The organism is Variovorax sp. EL159, assembly GCF_900100965.1.
In the GTDB taxonomy this organism is placed as follows: Bacteria; Pseudomonadota; Gammaproteobacteria; order Burkholderiales; family Burkholderiaceae_C; genus Variovorax.
In genome coordinates this window covers 328,640-348,741 of the sequence record NZ_FMUJ01000002.1, presented here as the reverse complement: position 1 = coordinate 348,741, position 20,102 = coordinate 328,640, and the positions used below count along the sequence as shown (strand labels likewise).

At 66.6% G+C, this 20,102-nt stretch carries 17 protein-coding genes; 13 read left to right on the top strand and 4 right to left on the bottom strand.

From position 1 onward, the window contains the following. The first annotated feature begins 1 nt into the window (after position 1). The 7 genes from cyoB to BLQ28_RS07835 all read left to right on the top strand — a co-directional run bounded on the left by cyoB (position 2) and on the right by BLQ28_RS07835 (position 6,670). Positions 2-2,005 carry a cytochrome o ubiquinol oxidase subunit I gene (cyoB, locus tag BLQ28_RS07865; protein WP_093238192.1) on the top strand — a complete coding sequence of 668 codons (2,004 nt, stop codon included), beginning with the start codon at positions 2-4 and terminating at the stop codon, positions 2,003-2,005. Next, on the top strand, positions 1,998-2,651 hold the full coding sequence (gene cyoC / locus BLQ28_RS07860; protein WP_093238190.1) for a cytochrome o ubiquinol oxidase subunit III: 654 nt from the start codon (positions 1,998-2,000) through the stop codon (positions 2,649-2,651). Before cyoB ends, cyoC begins: the two co-directional genes overlap by 8 nt. Beyond that, positions 2,648-3,046 carry a cytochrome o ubiquinol oxidase subunit IV gene (cyoD, locus tag BLQ28_RS07855; protein WP_093238189.1) on the top strand — a complete coding sequence of 133 codons (399 nt, stop codon included), beginning with the start codon at positions 2,648-2,650 and terminating at the stop codon, positions 3,044-3,046. Before cyoC ends, cyoD begins: the two co-directional genes overlap by 4 nt. Continuing rightward, positions 3,043-3,933, top strand: a complete 891-nt coding sequence (locus BLQ28_RS07850; protein WP_371126587.1) for an SURF1 family protein — start codon at positions 3,043-3,045, stop codon at positions 3,931-3,933. Before cyoD ends, BLQ28_RS07850 begins: the two co-directional genes overlap by 4 nt. After that, positions 3,917-5,329, top strand: a complete 1,413-nt coding sequence (locus BLQ28_RS07845; RefSeq protein WP_093238186.1) for an ATP-binding protein — start codon at positions 3,917-3,919, stop codon at positions 5,327-5,329. The genes BLQ28_RS07850 and BLQ28_RS07845 overlap by 17 nt, the downstream gene beginning before the upstream one ends. After that, positions 5,310-5,855 carry a response regulator transcription factor gene (locus BLQ28_RS07840; RefSeq protein WP_093238184.1) on the top strand — a complete coding sequence of 182 codons (546 nt, stop codon included), beginning with the start codon at positions 5,310-5,312 and terminating at the stop codon, positions 5,853-5,855. The genes BLQ28_RS07845 and BLQ28_RS07840 overlap by 20 nt, the downstream gene beginning before the upstream one ends. Before the next feature lie 128 nt (positions 5,856-5,983). Further along, positions 5,984-6,670: a PAQR family membrane homeostasis protein TrhA gene (locus BLQ28_RS07835; protein WP_093238183.1), complete on the top strand. Its 687-nt coding sequence runs from the start codon at positions 5,984-5,986 to the stop codon at positions 6,668-6,670. A gap of 14 nt (positions 6,671-6,684) precedes the next feature. Here BLQ28_RS07835 and BLQ28_RS07830 read toward each other — a convergent pair whose 3' ends face one another. Further along, positions 6,685-6,909: a SlyX family protein gene (locus tag BLQ28_RS07830; RefSeq protein WP_093238181.1), complete on the bottom strand. Its 225-nt coding sequence runs from the start codon at positions 6,907-6,909 to the stop codon at positions 6,685-6,687. Positions 6,910-7,089: 180 nt separating this feature from the next. Continuing rightward, positions 7,090-8,601, bottom strand: coding sequence for an MFS transporter (locus BLQ28_RS07825; protein WP_093238180.1), 1,512 nt, complete (start codon positions 8,599-8,601; stop codon positions 7,090-7,092). A gap of 143 nt (positions 8,602-8,744) precedes the next feature. On the opposite strand from BLQ28_RS07825, the gene BLQ28_RS07820 reads away from it, so the two are divergent. The 3 genes from BLQ28_RS07820 to BLQ28_RS33240 all read left to right on the top strand — a co-directional run bounded on the left by BLQ28_RS07820 (position 8,745) and on the right by BLQ28_RS33240 (position 10,311). Further along, positions 8,745-9,686: a LysR family transcriptional regulator gene (locus BLQ28_RS07820; protein ID WP_256327216.1), complete on the top strand. Its 942-nt coding sequence runs from the start codon at positions 8,745-8,747 to the stop codon at positions 9,684-9,686. Positions 9,687-9,691: 5 nt separating this feature from the next. Continuing rightward, positions 9,692-9,964, top strand: a complete 273-nt coding sequence (locus tag BLQ28_RS07815) for a type II toxin-antitoxin system Phd/YefM family antitoxin (RefSeq protein WP_093238178.1) — start codon at positions 9,692-9,694, stop codon at positions 9,962-9,964. Positions 9,965-10,083: 119 nt separating this feature from the next. Beyond that, complete coding sequence (locus tag BLQ28_RS33240) at positions 10,084-10,311, top strand: hypothetical protein (protein WP_256327215.1); 228 nt, start codon at positions 10,084-10,086, stop codon at positions 10,309-10,311. A gap of 8 nt (positions 10,312-10,319) precedes the next feature. Here the strand turns inward: BLQ28_RS33240 and BLQ28_RS07805 are convergent, their stop codons facing one another. Beyond that, the gene (locus BLQ28_RS07805; RefSeq protein WP_305367548.1) at positions 10,320-12,188 is read right to left on the bottom strand and encodes an AAA family ATPase; all 1,869 of its coding nucleotides are present in this window, start codon (positions 12,186-12,188) and stop codon (positions 10,320-10,322) included. An 89-nt stretch (positions 12,189-12,277) separates the two neighbouring features. Next, on the bottom strand, positions 12,278-14,794 hold the full coding sequence (locus BLQ28_RS07800; RefSeq protein WP_093238177.1) for an ABC transporter permease: 2,517 nt from the start codon (positions 14,792-14,794) through the stop codon (positions 12,278-12,280). Between the two features lie 429 nt (positions 14,795-15,223). Here BLQ28_RS07800 and fdnG point away from each other — a divergent pair, with 429 nt between their 5' ends. From fdnG to BLQ28_RS07780, 3 genes are all read left to right on the top strand, one after another. Beyond that, entirely contained in the window at positions 15,224-18,301 is a 3,078-nt protein-coding gene (gene fdnG, locus BLQ28_RS07790) for a formate dehydrogenase-N subunit alpha (RefSeq protein ID WP_143012446.1), read from the top strand. 177 nt (positions 18,302-18,478) lie between these two features. Then, entirely contained in the window at positions 18,479-19,459 is a 981-nt protein-coding gene (fdxH, locus tag BLQ28_RS07785) for a formate dehydrogenase subunit beta (RefSeq protein WP_093238172.1), read from the top strand. Positions 19,460-19,469: 10 nt separating this feature from the next. Further along, a complete protein-coding gene (locus BLQ28_RS07780; protein WP_093238171.1) occupies positions 19,470-20,093 on the top strand; it encodes a formate dehydrogenase subunit gamma in 624 nt (207 codons plus the stop codon). Positions 20,094-20,102 lie beyond the last annotated feature (9 nt).

Here is a 20,102-nt window from a genome sequence, read left to right as displayed (position 1 = left end):
GATGTTGCAGAACCTAGACCTGACGAAGCTCGTCTTCGGCCGCCTCACCTGGGAGGCGATTCCCTACCACGAGCCGATCCTGCTCGCGACCTTTGCGGGCGTGATCCTGGGCGGCATCGCCGTCCTCGGCGCCATCACCTACTTCAAGCTGTGGGGCATGCTGTGGCGCGACTGGATCACCAGCATCGACCACAAGAAGATCGGCATCATGTACATCATCCTGGGCCTGGTGATGCTGCTGCGCGGCTTCGCCGACGCCCTGATGATGCGGGCCCAACAGGCCTTCGCCTTCGGCGACAACGCGGGCTTTCTGCCGCCGCACCACTACGACCAGATCTTCACCGCCCACGGCGTGATCATGATCTTCTTCGTGGCGATGCCGCTGGTCACGGGCCTCATGAACTTCGTGGTGCCGCTGCAGATCGGCGCGCGCGACGTGGCCTTCCCGTTCCTGAACAACTTCAGCTTCTGGATGACCACCTTCGGCGCCGGCCTCGTGATGGCGTCGCTGTTCGTCGGTGAATTCGCCAAGACCGGCTGGCTGGCCTACCCGCCGCTGTCGGGCATTCTCTACAGCCCCGACGTGGGGGTCGACTACTACATATGGTCATTGCAGATAGCGGGGGTAGGTACCTTGCTCTCTGGCGTGAACCTGCTGGCAACCATCGTGAAGATGCGCGCCCCCGGCATGACCATGATGAAGATGCCCGTCTTCACCTGGACCGCCCTGTGCACCAACGTGCTGATCGTCGCTGCCTTCCCGGTGCTGACCGCCGTGCTGGCCCTGCTGTCGCTCGACCGCTACGCAGGCACCAACTTCTTCACGAACGACATGGGCGGCAACGCCATGATGTACGTGAACCTGATCTGGATCTGGGGCCACCCCGAGGTGTACATCCTGATCCTGCCGGCCTTCGGCATCTTCTCGGAAGTGGTCTCGACCTTCTCCGGCAAGCGCCTCTTCGGCTACGCCTCGATGGTGTACGCCACGGTCGTGATCACCATCCTGTCGTACCTCGTCTGGCTGCACCACTTCTTCACCATGGGCTCCGGCGCCAGCGTGAACTCGTTCTTCGGCATCACGACGATGATCATCTCGATCCCGACAGGGGCGAAGATCTTCAACTGGCTCTTCACCATGTACCGCGGCCGCATCCGTTTCGAGCTGCCCATGATGTGGACCATCGGCTTCATGATCACCTTCGTGATCGGCGGCATGACCGGCGTGCTGCTGGCCGTTCCCCCGGCCGACTTCGTGCTGCACAACAGCCTGTTCCTGATCGCCCACTTCCACAACGTGATCATCGGCGGCGTGCTGTTCGGCATGCTGGCCGGCATCACCTACTGGTTCCCGAAGGCCTTCGGCTACAAGCTCGATCCGTTCTGGGGCAAGTGCTCGTTCTGGTTCTGGATCGTCGGCTTCTGGTTCGCCTTCATGCCGCTGTACATCCTGGGCTTGATGGGCGTCACCCGCCGCATGAGCCACTTCCAGGACATGTCGCTGCAGATCTGGTTCCAGGTCGCCGCCTTCGGCGCCGTGCTGATCGCGCTGGGCATCGCCTCGTTCATCATCCAGCTGGTGGTGAGCTTCATTCGCCGCGAATCGCTGCGCGACACCACGGGCGACCCGTGGAACGGCCGCACGCTCGAGTGGTCGACCTCGTCCCCGCCGCCGGCCTACAACTTCGCGTTCACGCCGCGCGTGCATGACAACGACGCATGGTCCGACATGAAGGCCCGCGGCTACCAGCGTCCGCTGGACGGCTTCAGCCCCATCCACATGCCCAAGAACACGGCGGCCGGCTTCATCATCGCGGCGCTGGCTGCGGGCTGCGGCTTCGCCCTGATCTGGCAGATGTGGCTCGTGGCAGGCCTCGGCTTCGCGGCCATGCTCGCCGCCGTGATCATCCATACCTTCAATTACAAGCGCGACTATCACATCCCCACGGAAGAAGTCGTTAGCACCGAAGACGCGCGCACGCGCCTCCTGGCTGCCCATGTCTAATACCACCGCTCTTTCCGCCGGCACCGCCGGCCACACCGGGAACGCTCCGGCGTTCGAGGTCTTCAACGTCCGCAACGAAGACCATCACCCCGAAAACGGCACGCTGCTCGGGTTCTGGCTCTACCTGATGAGCGACTGCCTCATCTTCGCCTGCCTGTTCGCGGTGTACGGCGTGCTGGGCCGCAGCTACGCGGCCGGCCCCTCGGGCGCCGACCTGTTCGACCTGCCGCTGGTGGCGATCAACACCTCGCTGCTGCTGCTGTCGTCCATCACCTACGGCTTTGCCGTGCTCGAGATGCAGAAGCGCCGCATGCGCACGATGCTGGTGTGGCTGGCCATCACCGGCCTGCTGGGCGCGGGCTTCATCGGCCTGGAGCTGTACGAGTTCGCGCACCTGATCCATGAAGGCGCGGGCCCGCAACGCAGCGCCTTCCTGTCGTCGTTCTTCGCGCTGGTGGGCACCCACGGCCTGCACGTGACGTTCGGCATCGTCTGGCTCATCGTGCTGATGATCCAGCTGCCCAAGCACGGCTTCACCGCTGCCAACCGTCGCCGCCTGATGTGCCTGTCGATGTTCTGGCACTTTCTGGACGTGGTCTGGATCGGCGTCTTCACCTTCGTGTACCTGATGGGATCGCTGCAATGAGCGCGCACACCGAAACCGCCGGCCACGGCGCCCACGGCCATGACGACCACGACGATGGTCCCGTGAGCCACAGCACCTTCAAGGGCTACATGACCGGCTTCGTGCTGGCCGTGATCCTCACCGCCCTTCCGTTCTGGCTCGTGATGGGCAAGGTCTTCGACAAGCCCAACACCACCGCCCTCGTCATCCTGGCCTTCGCCGTGGTGCAGATCGTGGTGCACATGGTGTACTTCCTGCACATGGACGCCAAGTCCGAAGGCGGCTGGAACATGCTGGCGCTGATCTTCACGCTCGTGCTCGTGGTCATCACGCTGGCCGGTTCGCTGTGGGTCATGTACCACATGAACACCAACATGATGCCGGTGATGATGCACGACATGAAGAACATGCCTTGACGCCCTCGCCGCCAGACCGCACTCACAGTCCACCCACCCCTACAGCCATAGGCCGCCGGCGCTCCGCGGCCGGGCTGGTGGCACTGGCGGTCTTCGCGGCGGCGGCCTTTGCCGGGCTCTTCGCACTCGGCACCTGGCAGGTCGAGCGCAGGGCCTGGAAGCTCGATCTCATTGCCCGCGTCGATCAGCGGGTGCATGCCCCGGCCGCCACGGCCCCCGGGCGGGACAGCTGGCCGCAGATCAATGCGGCCGACGACGAATACCGGCAACTGCGCATCGCCGGCACCTTCCTCAACGACAAAGAGACCCTGGTCCAGGCCAGCACCCGGCTCGGTGCCGGCTTCTGGGTACTGACGCCGCTGCAGGCCGACGACGGCACCGTCGTGCTGGTCAACCGCGGCTTCGTGCCGCCCGAGGCACGCGACCGCTCGGCCCGCACCGCGCCCGAACCGAAAGGCGAGACCACCGTCACCGGCCTGCTGCGCATCACCGAACCCAAGGGCGGCTTCCTGCGCAAGAACGACCCGGCGGCCGACCGCTGGTTCTCGCGCGACGTGCAGGCGATTGCCTCGGCGCGCGGCCTGCACGACGTGGCGCCCTACTTCATCGACGCCGCGGCCGGCCCTTCACCGTCACCTTCATCGAACAACGGCGATGCCGCCCCCGCCTGGCCCGCCGGCGGCCTGACGGTCATCGCCTTCCCCAACAGCCACCTCGTCTACGCCCTGACCTGGTACGGGCTGGCGCTGATGGTGCTGGGCGCGAGCTGGTTCGTGTGGCGCGACGAGCGGCGCCGGCGGGGCCTGAACGGCGGCAATGACGGCAGCGACGAAAATGCAGCCCATGCCGACGCCAGCCGCCCCACCCAAGATGCCCGCCGCGACTGAGGCCGTCGCGATCGCGGGGGAACTGCACGCGCCCCGCGCCGGGGTCGCGAGCCTGGACAACGCCACTGGCCACAAGAACATGCAGCAGCTGATCCAGCTGCGCTGGTTCGCGGTGGTCGGGCAGGTCGTCACCATCCTGGTCGTGCACTACGGCTTCGGCATCCGCCTGCCGCTGGACCACATGCTGCAGGTGCTGACCTGCCTGGCGCTCTTCAACGTGGTGAGCCTGCTGCGCTCGCGCACCCACCGCCGCGTGACCAATGGCGAGCTGTTCCTTGCGCTGCTGGTCGACGTGGCCATGCTCACGGCCCAGCTCTACCTGAGCGGCGGCGCCACCAACCCCTTCGTGTTCCTGTACCTGCTGCAGGTGATCCTGGGCGCGGTGCTGCTGAAGGCCTGGTCGACCTGGACCATCGTGGTGGTCACCAGCTTCTGCTTTGCCCTGCTGGCGCTGTTCTCGCGCCCGCTCGCACTGCCGCTGGACCACGACCGCGGCCTCTGGAGCCCCTACATCCAGGGCATGCTGATCTGCTTTGCGCTCAATGCAGCGCTGCTGGTCATCTTCATCACGCGCATCAGCGGCAACCTGCGCGCGCGCGACGCACGGCTGGCCGACCTGCGCCAGCGCGCCTCGGAAGAAGAACACATCGTGCGCATGGGCCTGCTGGCCTCGGGCGCCGCGCACGAGCTGGGCACGCCGCTCGCCACGCTGGCCGTGATCCTGGGCGACTGGCGCCGGCTGCCGCACTTCAGCTCCGACCCCGAGCTGCTGACCGAAGTGGCCGAGATGGAACTGCAGATCCAGCGCTGCAAGAGCATCGTGAGCGGCATCCTGCTGTCGGCCGGCGAAGCGCGCGGCGAGTCGTCCGAAGAAACCACGGTCAGCACCTTCCTCGATGACCTGGTCGAAGAATGGCGCACCACGCGCCCGGTCGAAGACTTCGACTACGAGAACCGCTTCGGCCACGACCTGCCCATGGTGTCCGACTCGGCGCTCAAGCAGATGATCTGCAACGTGCTGGACAATGCCCTGGAGGCTTCGCCGCACTGGCTGCGCCTCGAAGCGGCACATGACGGCGACGCGCTGACCATCACCGTGAGCGACGCCGGCCCCGGCTTCCTGCCGGGCATCCTCAAGGAATTCGGCAAGCCCTACCAGTCGAGCAAGGGCCGCCCCGGTGGCGGGCTCGGCCTGTTCCTGGTCGTCAACGTGGCGCGCACCGTGGGTGGCCGCGTGGCCGCGGGCAACCGGCCCGAAGGCGGCGCCATCGTGAAGATCACGCTGCCGCTGGCGGCCATCGTGCTCGAAGAGGAAGAGGACGAAGAAGAGGAAGAAGACGGGGACGTGGAAAGCGAGACCATCGAAGTGGAAGGCCATGACCGAAACCGAAGCTGAGCGCCAGTTGCTGATCGTCGAGGACGACGATGCCTTCGCGCGCACGCTCGGCCGCTCCTTCGAGCGCCGGGGCTACACGGTCACGCATGCGAGCAACCTCGAAGAGGTCGAGACGCTGCTCGAAACCCGTTCCCCCGGCTACGCCGTGGTCGACCTCAAGCTCAATGGCGAGGCCTCGGGCCTGGCCTGCGTGCAGATGCTGCACCGTCACAACCCCAAGACGCTGATCGTGGTGCTGACCGGCTTTGCCAGCATCGCCACCGCCGTCGAGGCCATCAAGCTCGGCGCCTGCCATTACCTGGCCAAGCCCTCGAACACCGACGACATCGAAGCCGCGTTCGGCCGCGCCATCGGCACCACCGAGGTCGAACTGACCAACCGCTCGACCTCGATCAAGACGCTCGAATGGGAGCGCATCCACGAGACGCTGGCCGAGACCGGCTTCAACATTTCCGAAACCGCGCGCAGGCTCGGCATGCACCGGCGCACGCTGGCGCGCAAGCTAGGCAAGCAGCAGGTCAAGTAAGCAGGCCTGTCGATCGGCAGCAATGACCCGCAAGTCCTTCATCGCAGGCTGGTCAAGCACGCAGAACGCGTGGCACGGTTCTGGCAAGCTTGTCGCCGCAATCCATTTTTCATGAGGCTCCTCTCCTGATGACTGCACCTTCACAGACGCACCCTTCGCCCCGCGCGCCCGTCCTGGCGGCCCGAGACCAGACGGCGATGGAAGAACTCTTCAATGCACTGAGCCATGGCCTGGGCCTGCTGCTCGCCATTGCCTCGCTGCCTATCCTCGTCTACAGCGCTTCGCAAAAAGGCCAGGCCGCGGGCATCGTCGGCGCCTGCCTGTTCGCGGGCACGGCCATCGTGCTGTACCTGATCTCCACGCTGTACCACGCGCTGCCCATGGGCCGTGCCAAGGCCTGGTTCAACCGGCTCGATCACGCGGCCATCTACCTGTTCATCGCGGGCAGCTACATGCCCTTCCTGTTCGGTGTGCTGCGCGGGCCGCTGGGCTGGACCCTGTTCGGCGCGATCTGCGCCGCGGCCGTGCTGGGCGTGAGCGCCAAGCTGTTCAACCGTCTGCAGCATCCGCTGTGGTCGACCGGGCTCTATGTGGCGATGGGCTGGATGGCACTGATGGCGGCGGTGCCGCTGTACGAGCGCATGTCGGCGTCGGGCCTGGGCTGGCTCGTGGCCGGCGGCCTGTTCTACACGGCCGGCGCAGTCGTCTTCCTGTTCGACAACAAGGTGCGCTATGCGCACTCGGTGTGGCACCTTTTCGTGCTGGCCGGCAGCACCTGCCACTTCTTCGCCGTGCTCTGGCACGCGCACGGCTGATCGTCTTCTCTTTCTCAGTAGTGCGGCGGCAGCTCGTCGCGCGGGTTGCTGGCCGGGCCGTCCTGTGACGCGTTCTGGCTCTGCTCCCTGAGCTGCGTGACCTGCAGGATCAGCCGGTCGATCTGCTGCTGTTGGCGGTAGATCGTCATGTTCAGCTGGTCCAGCAGGTCTTCGGCGTAGCTCGACTTGATTTCGAGCTCGGTCACGCGCTGTGCGAGTTCGTTCGGTTGGTTTTCCATGCCGCTATTGGACAGGAAGACCGTTCGCAGTTTTGTGACGCCTCGGTAATGACGCCCCGCTCAGCGCCTGACCTTGGCCTCGAGCAGGTCGCCCATGCCGATGGGCTTTGACAGCATCGAGGCGCTGGCCACGCACCGCACCGGCAACTGCATTTCGAGCGGCACGGGCAGAGGCCGCCCTCAGCCGGTCGAAGACTCCATCGCCACGAGCCCGATCTCGGGTTCGGTCGCCCCGCGCAGAAACGCGAACACCACCAGCGCCGTCAACACCGTCACCCCCGCCAGCACGCACAGCAGCGTGCCGAACGCCGCGCCGTACGCGTGCAGCAACGCCGCGCGGTCCAGGCCCGGCAGCAAGGCCAATGCCTGCAACAGGTCGCCCGTCGTCACGCGTTGCGCCGCCTGCGCCGCCGCTGCCGACGACCCCAGGTGCAGCGTCACCAATGCCGTCAGCCCGGCCCCCACCAGCGCCAGCGCGATCCCCTCGCCCGCCACCCGCACGGTGTTGAAGATGCCCGACGCCATGCCCGCGCGCTCGCGCGGCACCACGCTCACCGCGAGGCCATCCATCAGCCCCCACGGCAGGCCGATGCCCGCGCCGATCAGCAACAGCGCCCACACGATGTCGTGCAGCGGCGTGCCCGGCGCACAGCGGCTGAGCCAGAACAGCCCCACCGCGCACACCAGCAGGCCCACCGCCGAGATCGCACCCGCCGAATAGCGATGCGCGAGCCATGCCGCCAGCGTCGGCACCACGAGGATCGGCCCCGACAGCGCGAACATGAAGCTGCCCGCCTCCAGCGCGCTGCGCCCTTCGAGCCCGATGAAGCGGATCGGCAGCAGCACGAGCAACACGACAAAGCCATAGGCCGGCGCGGCCGCCAGCAGCTGCACGCCGACGAAGCGCGGAAAGCGGAACAGCGACAGGTCGAGCATCGGGTGCGCCACGCGCCGCTCGATGGCGATGAAGGCCGCGCCCATCAGCAACGCACCCGCCAGCGCGCCGATCACCCACGGGCTGCCCCAGCCGCTGTCGGGCGCCTGCAGCACGCCCAGCGTGAGCAGGCTCAATGCGGCGGTGAAGCTGAGCGTGCCCGGCATGTCGAGCCCCATCGCATCCGGGTTGCGCGACTCGCGCATGCTCATCGAGGCGATGCACAGCGCGACAAGGCTGACCCCACCGGGGCTGAGCATCACCGCCTGCCATCCGAAGGATTCGGCGAGCCAGCCCGAAAGGATCGAGCCGCACGACAGGCCCACGCCGAACGAGGTGCCGATCAGGCTGAAGGCCCGCGTGCGGGCCGCACCGTCGAACACTTGCGCGAGCGCCGCGGTACCGGCCGCGAAGGCCGCCGCCGAGCCCAGTCCCTGCAGCGCGCGTGCAAGGTCGAAGGCGACGATGCCCGGTGCGAGCGTCAGCAGCGAACTGCTCAACGCGACCACCGCCAGCCCCAGCAGGAAGATGCGCTTGCGCCCGTAGGCATCGGCCAGTGCGCCGGCCGCCATCAGCGTGGCGCCGAAGCTCAGCATGAAGGCGTTGGTCACCCAGTTGAGCTGCACCGGGCTGCCGCCCAGCGCATCGCGGATCGCGGGCAACACCACCGCAGGCCCCGTGAAGCTCAGCGGCATGCCGAGCGCCGCGAGGCAGACGGCGGCCAGCAGCCAGTTCTTGTGGGTGGAAGACGAAGACATCGCAGGAAGGCTTTCACGCAGAGGGGAGAAACAGGTCGGCCACAGCGGCCGGGCGTGAAGAGAAGATAGAAAGGATTCAATGGAATGAAAATGGCGCCATTGATCCTCACACCCCCAACCCAAGGTTGCTAATCAGGCCTTCCATGGACAGCTTCAGCGGACTCGAATCCTTCGTGCGGGCGGCCGACCTGCTCAGCTTTGCCAAGGCCGGCCGGCTGCTGGGCATTTCGGCATCGGCGGTCGGCAAGAACGTGGCGCGGCTCGAACAGCAGCTCGGCCTGCGGCTCTTCAACCGCACCACGCGGCATGTGCGCCTGACGCAAGAGGGCGCAATGTTCCACGAGCGCTGCCGCCGCATCCTCGACGAGCTGGACGATGCGCGCGCGATGATGCAGGACGCCATCGCGGCGCCGCGCGGCCGCTTGCGCGTGAGCCTGCCGACCATCGGCTACCGCTTCCTGCTGCCGATGCTGCCGGCCTTCAAGGCGCGCTACCCCGAGATCGAACTCGATCTCGACTTCAACGACCGGCTGGTCGACGTGATCGCCGAGGGCGTGGACGTGGCGATCCGCAGCGGTGAACTGGTCGACTCGCAGCTCGTGGCGCGCCGGCTCGGCCCGTTCAGCTTCGTGCTCGTGGCCTCGCCCGGCTACCTCGCGCACCACGGCGTGCCGCAGGTGCCGGCCGATCTCGCGCAGCACAGCTGCCTGCGCTACAAGTTCGTGACCGGCGGAAAGATCGAAGACTGGGACCTGCCGGGCCTGCCCGCGCAGCTGCCGCCCGGCCTGATCTGCAACAACATGGAAGCCATGCTCGGCGCGGCCGTGGCCGGCCTCGGCGTGGCCTACATGCCGGACTTTCTGGCGCGCGATTCGCTGTGCCGCGGCGAGTTGCAGCGCGTGCTGGCCACGCACCTCGTGCGCAACGGGCAGTTCTCGGCGCTGTGGCCTTCGAGCCGCCAGTTGTCGCCGAAGGTCAGGGCCTTCGTGGACTTTGCGAGCGAGCACATGTTCAACGACACAGCCGAGGCAAGAAGGACTGATTTCGGACCAGAATCAACTCGACCCAATTCGACACCAGGGTGAGCGCCATGAATTTCTCCACGCATGTCAAACCCATCAGCTATCTCAAGAGCCACGCGGCGGACATCGTGAAGACCCTCGCCGAATCCCGCGAGCCCCTGGTCATTACCCAGAACGGGGAAGCCAAGCTCGTGGTGATGGATATCCATTCCTACGAGGAGCACGAAGCTACGCTCGCCCTTCTCAAGATCCTGGCCCTGGGCAACCGCGAGATCGAGCAAGGCCAGGTTCGGAGCGCTGCCGACGCATTCGCCGAGCTGGACCGAGAAGACACGCAATGAAGGTTGTGTTCCTGCGGTCTGCCGAGGTTGACCTGAAGGACTTGCGGCACTACATCCTCAAGAACTTCGGTGCGACCGTTTGAACAAGCAGCTACGGAAAGATCAAAGATCCCGTTGCGATGATCGAAGTGCATCCTCATGCGGGCCGGATTCCTGAAGAGCTCGAAAACCTGAGCACGGCCCAATACCGGCAGGTCGTTTCGGGCATGAACCGGATCATCTATGAGGTGCGGCTCGACACGGCCTACATCCACCTCATCTGCGACACCCGAAGAGATCTGAAGAGATCTGAAGAGCCTGCTTATGCGGCGCCTGATGAGCGCCGTATAAGTCCGGTGGATCGCTGACGTTGGCCTTATGCGGGCTGCGTGAGTTCGCTGTCCGCCTGCTCGCTCATGGCGCTGGCTGGTGCCTCGGTGGGCGTGGTGCTCTCCGCGACCACCACTGGCTTCACGGGTTCCGGCTGTGCAGCGACCACGGCTTCGGCGGCTGCAGCGACTGGCATGGCCGTGGCAACAGGTGCCACCTCGGCAACAGGCTTCGCGCTCTCCACAACCACCGGCTTCGCAGGCTCCTGCTTCGCGGGCAGCGGCGCAGCAGCAACAGGCGTTGCGACAGGCGCTGAAACAGGAGCGACGACCGGTGCAGCCTCGGCGACGGCCACCACCTCAACGGGCTTCACCGCCTCAACGGGCTTCACCACCTCAACAGGCTTCGCCGCCTTGGCAGGCTTCACCCCCTCCCCAGCAACAGCCTTTGCAGGCGCAGCCTTCGCCACCTCCGCCTTCACAGCCACAGCTTTCACAGGCTCCGGCTTCACCGGTTCGCCCGCGATCCGGCTCAAAGCCAGCGCGGCCTTCAGCGGGAACAGCGTGCGCTCGTCGCCTTCCGCGGTATTGCTCACCGTGGTGCCGCGCGCCTCGTCAAGGCTCGCCGTGCGCACCGCGTCGAGCCGGTGCGTCGGCACCATGAAGGGCGAGTGCGTGGTGTAGATGATCTGGTTGCCGAAGTCCTTCTCGAAGTGCGCCAGCAGGTCGGCCTGCGAATGCGGGTGCAGGTGCAGGCCCGGTTCGTCCAGCAGCAGGATGGCGTCTTCGGCCTCGCCGCCCTTCGTGTCCGCAAAGAAGGCGATGTAGAACGAGAAGAACCACTGGAAGCCACGGCTGCGTTCGTCCAGGTTCACTTCCACCTCGTAGCTGCCGTTCGGGTCCGAGACCATCGTGTCCAGGTGCTGCCCGTCGAGGTTGAAGCGGACCTTGAGCGGGCGGTCCTTCCAGAGCCGGCGGATCTCGGCCGTGACCACCGAGCCGGCGCGGTTGGCCAGCTGGTTGCGCGTGGCCTGGTCGTTCTTTTCCTGCAGGTCCTGCAGTTGCTGCGGGTCGAGCCCCGCCACCTTGCACAGCTTCTCGAAGCTCTGCTGGCCGGGCGTCGTCTGCCCCCAGCCCTTGCGCGCGAGGTAGTCGGCCAGGTTCTGGCGGCCGGGCAGCGCCGGGTATTCGTCGACGTAGATGAAGCGCGGCAGCTTCTCGATGACCCAGGCCCGCGCCTGGTCGAGGGCCGGCTTGTCGTTGGCGATGGACAGCGACAGCTCTTCGAGCTCGACCAGCATCTGTTCCTGCTTGTCGCTGAGCTCGGCGTCCACGGAGGCCAGGGCCTTGCGCAGGGCCTGCGTGGCCTTCACCGCGCCCGCCGACCATTTGATGAAGTCGGGGCTGGCGATCATGGCGGCGTCGAAGGCGTCAGCCTCCTGTTCGAGCATCGCCTTGGCCTCTTCGCCGACCTTCTCGGCGGCGGCCTTGATGGCCGGCACGATCTTGCGGACCTTGCCCTTGATGTCGCTCACGTCGATGGACAACTCGGCCAGCCCTTCGAAGCCGGCCCAGCGCGCCGTGCCGTAGCCCCGGCTCGCGGTGACGTGGCTCACGCCCGTGGCGCGCGGAAAGATGGCGGCCAGTGCGGCCCGCTCGCCGTCGTCCAGTGCCCAGCGCGTGTGCACGACGGGCGTGTCGCCGGTGCACTCTTCCAGGCGCCGGTGCCTCGGAAAGTCCTTGATCGGGCTGAGGGGTGCCAGGCCCTCTGTCGGGTTCAGGCTGTGAAGCGCGCGCAGCAGGTTCGATTTGCCGCTGTCATTTCTACCGAGGATCGCTGTGATCTGTGATGAATCGATGGAGCCGCTGTCGTTGATCGAGCGAAAGTTGGTGATCTGGAATGACGCCAAGCGCATGTAAAGGGGTTCTCTTCGAATGAATGCAGGGTCGGGGAATGTATTGCATTCCCCACCCCTTCCCCGCCCGCGCCGGAAGAAAAATTTATTTATTCGGCCGCGCGGCGCAGCGTGTCGACCACCGGCCGGCGCAGCACGTCGCGCAGGCCCCACCAGCCCGCGCCCAGCGCCAGCACCGCGCCGGCGATCGCACCCGCCACCGGCACGATCGGCGATGCGGTCCAGGTGAACTCGAACACGTAGCGCGCCAGCGCCCAGCCGATCACCGAGGCCACAATGCTCGCGAGAAAGCCCGCGAGCAGGCCGACGCCCGCCAGCTCGGCGCGCTGCACCTGACGCAGCAGGCTGGCGCGCGCACCCACGGCGCGCATCACGGCGAACTCGCGCGCCCGCTCCTCGCGGGTCGCCGTCACCGCGGCGAACAGCACCACCAGCCCCGCCGCCAGCGTGAAGCCGAACAGGAACTCGACCGCGCGGATCACCTGGTCGAGCACGCGCTGCACCTGGTTGATGGTCGCGCTCATGTCCACGTTGGTCACGTTCGGGTAGCTGCGCACCAATGCGTTGTCGAAGCCGCGCGTCTCTGGCGCGCGGAAGGCGCCCATGTAGGTCACGGGCACGTCGGGCAGCGTGGCCACGGTGTACATGACGAAGAAGTTGGCGTGCAGCGAGCCCCAGTCGACCTTGCGCAGCGAGGTGATGCGCGCGTCGTTCTGCATGCCGCCGATGTCGAAGCGCAGGCTGTCGCCGAGCTTCAGGCCCAGTGTTTCGGCCAGGCCCTCTTCCACGCTCACCTCGCCTGCTGCGCCGGGCGTCCACTTGCCGGCGGTGATGCTGTTGTGCTCGGGCGCCTGCACGGCATTGCTGAGGTTGAACTCGCGGTCGACCAGTCGTTTGGCGCGGTCTTCCGCGTAGTCGTCGGGCGTGACGGTCTTGTCGTTGATGGCGACCAGCCGGCCGCGGATCATCGGGTACCAGTCGAACTTGCCCACGCCCGCATCGCGCAGCGACTTCTGGAACGCATCGCTCTGGTCGGGCATCACGTTGATGACGAAGCGGTTCGGCGCATCGGGCGGCGTGGCCTTGCGCCAGCTCGCGACGAGGTCGGTGCGCAGCAGCACCAGCAGCACCAGCGCGAGCAGGCCGACCGCCAGCGCGCTGACCTGCACCACCGCGTAGGCCGGCCGCGCCGAAATCTGCCGCGTGGCCAGCACCAGCCAGCGCGGCGCGGTGGTTTCGTTGACGCTGCGGCGCAGCACCTTCACCGCAAGCCAGCTCAGCAATGCAAACACCGCCACCGCACCCGCGAAGCCGCCGACCGCGATCAGGCCCAGCTTGATGTCGCTGCTGGCCGCCATGAGCAGGGCCGCGAAGCCCGCCACGCCGATGCCGAGCACCGCGAGCGACGCCGGCTTGAGCCCGCCCACGTCGCGCCGGATCACGCGCAGCGGTGGCACGCGGGCCAGTTGCAGCACCGGCGGCAGGCCGAAGGCGAACAGCAGCGTCAGGCCCATGCCAAGGCCGAAGGCCACGGGCCACAGCGTGGCGGCCGGCAGCGCGGTTTCGACCAGCCCGGCCAGCAGCAGCACGAAGATGTAATGCACCGCGAAGCCGATGGCCACGCCCAGCGCGCTGGCCACGAGGCCGATCACCGCGAACTCGAAGGCATAGGCCATCGCGATGGTGCGCTGGCTCTGGCCGAGCACGCGCAGCATCGCGCAGTCGTCGAGATGGCTGGCCGCGAAGCCGCGCGCGGCCAGGGCCACGGCCACGGCCGACAGCAGCGCCGCGAGCAGCGCGACGAGGCTCAGGAATTTCTCGGCGCGGTCCAGCGTCTGGCGCATCTCGGGCCGGCCGCCTTCGAAGGAATCGAGCCGCACGCCGCGCAGGTCGCCCTTCTTGATGGCGGCATCGGACCAGTCGGTGAAGCGCTTCACCGCCGCATCGTCGCCCGCCACCGCGAAGCGATAGCCCACGCGACTGGCCGGTTGCACGAGCGCGGTGCGCGCCACGTCAGCCTGGTTGAGCATCACGCGCGGCGAGAAGCTCATGAAGCCGGCCCCACGGTCCGGTTCGAGCGTGATCACGCGGCCGACGCGCAGGCTGGTGTCGCCCAGCAGCAGCGGGTCGCCGACCTTGAGCCCGAGCGAATCGAGCAGCGAGGCATCGACCCACACCTCGCCCGCCGGCGGGATCTCGCGCGTGACGGTGCCCGGCCCGTCGATGGTGGTCGAGGTCTGCAGGCTGCCGCGCAAGGGGTAGCCCGTGGTCACGGCCTTCAGCGCCACCAGCTTGCTGGCGCCGCCCTGTGCGTCTTCGGCGCGCGCCATGGTCGGAAAGCCGTAGGTGCCGGTCCCTTCGAGGCCCAGCGACTTCGCCTGCGCCACAAAAGATTCGGGCGTCGGGTTGTCGCTGACGATCACCGCGTCGCCGCCCAGCAGTTGCCGCGCGTCGCGCTGCAGGCCACCCTGCAACCGGTCGGCGAAGAAGCCGACCGCCGTGAGCGCGGCCACGGCCAGCAACACGGCGACGATCAACAGGCGCAGCTCGCCGGCGCGCAGATCGCGCCAGAGCGTGCGCCAACCCAGGCGGAGGGAGGCATTCATGGCGCGAACGATAGCCGACGGGCCCGGCCACCGACCGGTTCGAGGGTTATTGCGCCCCCATGGCCCTTGATCGCGGCCGGATGCTGTCGCATGATGCGACAAACGCCTCCTCTTTGTCGCAAACCGGGCACGTCCGGCCAGCGCCAAGCGGTGCAAGAAAAACAGCCCGTAGTCAGACCGTCCTTCCCCAAGGAGTCTCGATGCCACGATGTCAGCGCTTGCAAGCCATGGGCCTTTTGCCGGGCCCCGGGCACGCTGTCGAGCGCCTGCTGCGATGCCAGGCCGCCGCCCACGCCGGCGACGAATGCATCAGCCACCGGCACGGTGCCCCACCCGGGGCCGCCGGCCCGCTTCGCTGATCCACGATTTCCACGCCAAGAAGAAGACCCCGATGAAACAACCCACTTCAGCCGTGCAGGAGGTGATGTCATGGACATAAGCCGCCGCCAATTCTTCCGCGTCAGCAGCGCCGGGCTGGTCGGCTCCAGCATCGTCGCGCTCGGCTTCTCGCCGACCGCCGCGCTGGCCGAGGCCCGCAACTTCAAGCTCGCGCGCACCACCGAGACCCGCAACACCTGCCCGTACTGCTCGGTGGGCTGCGGGCTCATCATGTACAGCCTGGGCGACAAGGCCAAGAACGTGGTGTCCGACATCCTCCACATCGAGGGCGATGCCGACCACCCCGTGAACCGCGGCACGCTGTGCCCCAAGGGCGCGGGCCTGCTCGACTTCGTGCACAGCCCCAACCGCCTGAAGTACCCCGAGGTGCGCGAGGCCGGCAGCACCGAGTGGAAGCGCATCGGCTGGGACGACGCGCTCGACCGCATCGCCAAGCTGCTCAAGGCCGATCGCGACGCCAACTTCCAGACCACCAACGCCGACGGCAAGACCGTCAACCGCTGGACCAGCTCGGGCATGCTCTGCGCCTCGGCCTCGTCCAACGAAACCGGATACATCACGCACAAGGCATTCCGCTCGACCGGGATGCTGGTGTTCGACAACCAGGCACGCGTTTGACACGGACCTACGGTGGCCAGTCTGGCCCCGACGTTCGGACGCGGTGCGATGACCAACCACTGGCAGGACATCCAGAACGCGGATGTCGTGCTGATCATGGGCGGCAATGCCGCGGAGGCGCATCCGTGCGGCTTCAAGTGGGTCATCGAGGCCAAGAAGCAGAACAAGGCGCGCCTTGTCGTGGTCGATCCGCGCTTCACGCGCTCGGCCGCCATGGCCGACTACTACGCACCGATACGCGCGGGCTCGGACATCGCGTTCCTTGCCGGGGTGCTCAACTACCTGCTGAGCAACGACAAGATCCAGACCGAGTACGTGCGCAACTACACCAACGCGCCGTTCATCGTCGGGCCTGACTACAAGTTCGAGGACGGCCTGTTCAGCGGCTACAACGCCGAGAAGTGCAGCTACGACCCCAAGTCGTGGAACTACGCACTCGACGAGCAGGGCATGGCCAAGGTCGACATGACCATGCAGGACCCGCAGTGCGTGCTGCAGGTCATGAAGCGCCACTACGCGCGCTACACGCCCGAGATGGTGAGTCGCATCACCGGCACGCCGCAGGACAAGTTCCTGAAGGTGTGCGAGTACATCGCGAGCACCAGCACCAGCGGCCGCACGATGACGGTGATGTACGCGCTGGGCTGGACGCAGCACAGCCAGGGCTCGCAGATGATCCGCACCGGCGCCATCATGCAGCTGCTGCTGGGCAACATCGGCGTGGCGGGCGGTGGCATGAACGCGCTGCGCGGCCACAGCAACATCCAGGGCCTGACCGACCTGGGGCTGCTGTCGAACTCGCTGCCCGGCTACATGTCGCTCGCGCGGGACAGCGAGCAGAACCTGCCCGACTACTACAAGACCCGTGCGCTGAAGGCGTTGCGTCCCAACCAGATGAGCTACTGGCAGAACTACCCGAAGTTCTTCGTCAGCATGCAGAAGTCGTGGTGGGGCGATGCGGCCACGGCCGACAACGAATGGGCCTTTCACTACCTGCCCAAGATCGACAAGCTCTACGACGTGCTGCAGGCCTTCGAGCTGATGAACCAGGGCAAGCTCAACGGCTACATCTGCCAGGGCTTCAACCCGGTGGGCTCGTTCCCCGACAAGAAGAAGATCGTCGACGGGCTGTCCAAGCTCAAGTTCCTCGTCACCATCGACCCGCTGATCACCGAGACCAGCGAGTTCTGGCGCAACTTCGGCGAGTTCAACGACGTCAAGACCACCGACATCCAGACCACGGTGTTCCGCCTGCCATCGACCTGCTTCGCGGAGGAAGACGGCTCGCTCACCAACTCCAGCCGCTGGCTGCAGTGGCACTGGAAGGGCGCGGAGCCGCCGGGCGAAGCCAAGGGCGACATCGAGATCGTGGCGGGCATCTTCAACCGCATCCGCCAGGCCTACATCAAGGACGGCGGCGCCTTCCCCGACCCGATCGTCAAGCTGACCTGGCCCTACAAGATTCCGCACTCGCCTTCGGCGCAAGAGCTGGCGATGGAATACAACGGCCGCGCGATCACCGACCTGCTCGATCCGAAGGACCCGAGCAAGCCGCCGCTGGCCAAGGCCGGCGAACAGCTCTCGGGCTTCGGCCTGCTGCGCGACGACGGCTCGACCGCGAGCGGCTGCTGGATCTACAGCGGCGCATGGACGCAGGCCGGCAACCAGATGGCGCGGCGCGACAACGCCGACCCGTACGGCATCGGCATGGTGCAGAACTGGGCGTGGGCCTGGCCGGCCAACCGGCGCATTCTCTACAACGGCGCCTCGACCGATCCGGCCACCGGCAAGCCGTGGATCGCCAAGCGCCGGCTGGTCGCGTGGGACGGCACCAAGTGGGCCGGCTCCGACGTTCCCGACATCCGGCCCGACGCCAATCCGATGGAAGCCGAGGCGGTGCGCCCGTTCATCATGACCGCCGAAGGCGTGGCCCGGCTCTTCGCGCCCACCGGCATGGCCGAAGGCCCGCTGCCCGAGCACTACGAGCCCTTCGAGTCGCCGCTGGTCAACAACCTGATGCACCCGAACAACCAGAAGGCGCGCGCCAACCCCGCGGCACGCATCTTCAAGGGCGACCTCGAGCGCCTCGGTGTGCCGAAGGACTTTCCGTACGTGGCGACCAGCTACCGCCTGACCGAGCACTTCCACTACTGGACCAAGAACGTGCGCACCTCGGCCATCATTCAGCCGCAGCAGTTCGTCGAGATCGGCGAAGAGCTGGCGAAGGAGAAAGGCATCGCCAATGGCGACACGGTGAAGGTGTCGAGCAAGCGCGGCTACATCAAGGCCGTGGCACTGGTCACCAAGCGCATTGTCGGGCTGCAGGTCGATGGCCGCACGGTGCACACGGTGGGGCTGCCGAACCACTGGGGCTTTGTCGGTATTGCGAAGCCGGGGTATCTGGTGAACACGCTGACGCCTTTTGTAGGCGACGCGAACACGCAGACGCCGGAGTACAAGTCGTTCACGGTGAATATCGAGAAGGCATGAGATGAATCAAGCTTTCAACGCCCTCGATGCCTTTGACTTTCTCCCTCCCCTTCCGGGGGAGGGCCGGGGTGGGGGCACAGCGGCCTCCACAACAACACGGCGCCTCATCGAAGGCCTGCCCCCATCCCAACCTTCCCCCGGAAGGGGAAGGGGCAAGACAGACAACCGGAGCCGCTGATGTCCTCCCTCCAAACCCTCGACATCGCCGCCCGCTCGGCCACCACCACGCCATCGCCCGAGATCCGTAGCCGCCCGCAAGTGCAGCAGGTGGCCAAGCTGATCGACGTGTCGACCTGCATCGGCTGCAAGGCCTGCCAGGTCGCGTGCATGCAGTGGAACGACCTGCGCGACGAGGTCGGCACCACGCACGGCACCTACGACAACCCGAACGACCTCACGCCTTCGTCATGGACGGTGATGAAGTTCTCCGAAGTCGAGCCCGAGGCCGGCAAGCTCGAATGGCTGATCCGCAAGGACGGCTGCATGCACTGCGACGACCCCGGCTGCCTGAAGTCGTGCCCCTCGCCGGGCGCGATCGTCAAGTACGCCAACGGCATCGTCGACTTCATCAGCGAGCATTGCGTGGGCTGCGGCAACTGCGTCACCGGCTGCCCCTTCGACGTGCCACGCATCAGCAAGGTCGACAACAAGGCCTACAAGTGCTCGCTGTGCTCCGACCGCGTGGGCGTGGGCCTGGAGCCGGCCTGCGTCAAGGCCTGCCCCACCGGCGCATTGCACTTCGGCACCAAGGAAGACATGCACGAGTACGCCTCGGAACGCATCGTCGACCTGAAGGACCGGGGCTTTGCCAACGCCGGCGTGTACGACCCGGCCGGCGTCGGCGGCACGCACGTCATGTACGTGCTGCAGCATGCCGACCGCCCCGGCCTGTACGCCAACCTGCCCAAAGACCCGCACATCAGCCCGCTGGTGTCGCTGTGGAAGGGCGTCGCCAAGCCGCTCGCCATGGTCGCGATGATCGGCGCGGTGGTCGGCAGCTTCTTCCACTACATGAAGGTCGGGCCGATCGAGCCGAAGGACGACCACCCCGATGCCGACCTCGACGGCAAGCCAGACGACGTGGTGGTGATCGAAGCGCCGCCCACCACGGCATCCACCACGCCCGCCGAACCCGTGCGCGAACACCCCCGCGCCTGAGGAGACCGCGATGACACGCTACTACCTTCGCCGCTACCGCGATGCCACGCGCATGAACCACTGGTTCGTTGCGATCATGTTCTTCGCGGCCGCGCTCTCGGGCCTGGCCTTCTTCCACCCCAGCCTGTTCTTCCTGAGCACGCTGTTCGGCGGCGGGCCGTGGACGCGCATCCTGCATCCCTTCATGGGCCTCCTGATGGTGCTGGGCTTCGTGTTCCTGTTCTTCACCATGTGGCGCGAGAACATCCTGGACAAGGTCGACCGCGAGTGGATCGCCAACGCACCGAAGATGCTCAAGGGCGACAAGTCGAGCATGCCGCCGGTGGGCAAGTACAACGCCGGCCAGAAGCTGGTGTTCTGGGCCTTCGGCGTCAGCCTGCTGCTGTTGCTGGTGACAGGCTTCATGTTCTGGAGCCCGTGGTTCGTCGGCTTCTTCCCAATCCTCGTGCGGCGCATCGCGGTGGTCGTGCATTCGGTCTCGGCCGTGGTGCTGATCCTGTCGGTCATCACGCACATCTATGCCGCGATCTGGGTCAAGGGCACGCTGCGCGCCATGACGCGCGGCACCGTCACCGAGGGCTGGGCCAAGCTGAACCATCCCCTTTGGCATCGCAAAATGACGCGCGGTGAGTGATACTGCGCC

Bases quoted from the DNA above. Each gene is read 5' to 3' on its own strand.
- cyoB (WP_093238192.1), top strand. From the start codon at position 2: ATGTTGCAGAACCTAGACCTGACGAAGCTCGTCTTCGGCCGCCTCACC.
- cyoC (WP_093238190.1), top strand. From the start codon at position 1,998: ATGTCTAATACCACCGCTCTTTCCGCCGGCACCGCCGGCCACACCGGG.
- cyoD (WP_093238189.1), top strand. From the start codon at position 2,648: ATGAGCGCGCACACCGAAACCGCCGGCCACGGCGCCCACGGCCATGAC.
- BLQ28_RS07845 (WP_093238186.1), top strand. From the start codon at position 3,917: ATGCCCGCCGCGACTGAGGCCGTCGCGATCGCGGGGGAACTGCACGCG.
- BLQ28_RS07840 (WP_093238184.1), top strand. From the start codon at position 5,310: ATGACCGAAACCGAAGCTGAGCGCCAGTTGCTGATCGTCGAGGACGAC.
- BLQ28_RS07835 (WP_093238183.1), top strand. From the start codon at position 5,984: ATGACTGCACCTTCACAGACGCACCCTTCGCCCCGCGCGCCCGTCCTG.
- BLQ28_RS07830 (WP_093238181.1), bottom strand. From the start codon at position 6,909: ATGGAAAACCAACCGAACGAACTCGCACAGCGCGTGACCGAGCTCGAA.
- BLQ28_RS07825 (WP_093238180.1), bottom strand. From the start codon at position 8,601: ATGTCTTCGTCTTCCACCCACAAGAACTGGCTGCTGGCCGCCGTCTGC.
- BLQ28_RS07820 (WP_256327216.1), top strand. From the start codon at position 8,745: ATGGACAGCTTCAGCGGACTCGAATCCTTCGTGCGGGCGGCCGACCTG.
- BLQ28_RS07815 (WP_093238178.1), top strand. From the start codon at position 9,692: ATGAATTTCTCCACGCATGTCAAACCCATCAGCTATCTCAAGAGCCAC.
- BLQ28_RS33240 (WP_256327215.1), top strand. From the start codon at position 10,084: ATGATCGAAGTGCATCCTCATGCGGGCCGGATTCCTGAAGAGCTCGAA.
- BLQ28_RS07805 (WP_305367548.1), bottom strand. From the start codon at position 12,188: ATGCGCTTGGCGTCATTCCAGATCACCAACTTTCGCTCGATCAACGAC.
- BLQ28_RS07800 (WP_093238177.1), bottom strand. From the start codon at position 14,794: ATGAATGCCTCCCTCCGCCTGGGTTGGCGCACGCTCTGGCGCGATCTG.
- fdxH (WP_093238172.1), top strand. From the start codon at position 18,479: ATGTCCTCCCTCCAAACCCTCGACATCGCCGCCCGCTCGGCCACCACC.
- BLQ28_RS07780 (WP_093238171.1), top strand. From the start codon at position 19,470: ATGACACGCTACTACCTTCGCCGCTACCGCGATGCCACGCGCATGAAC.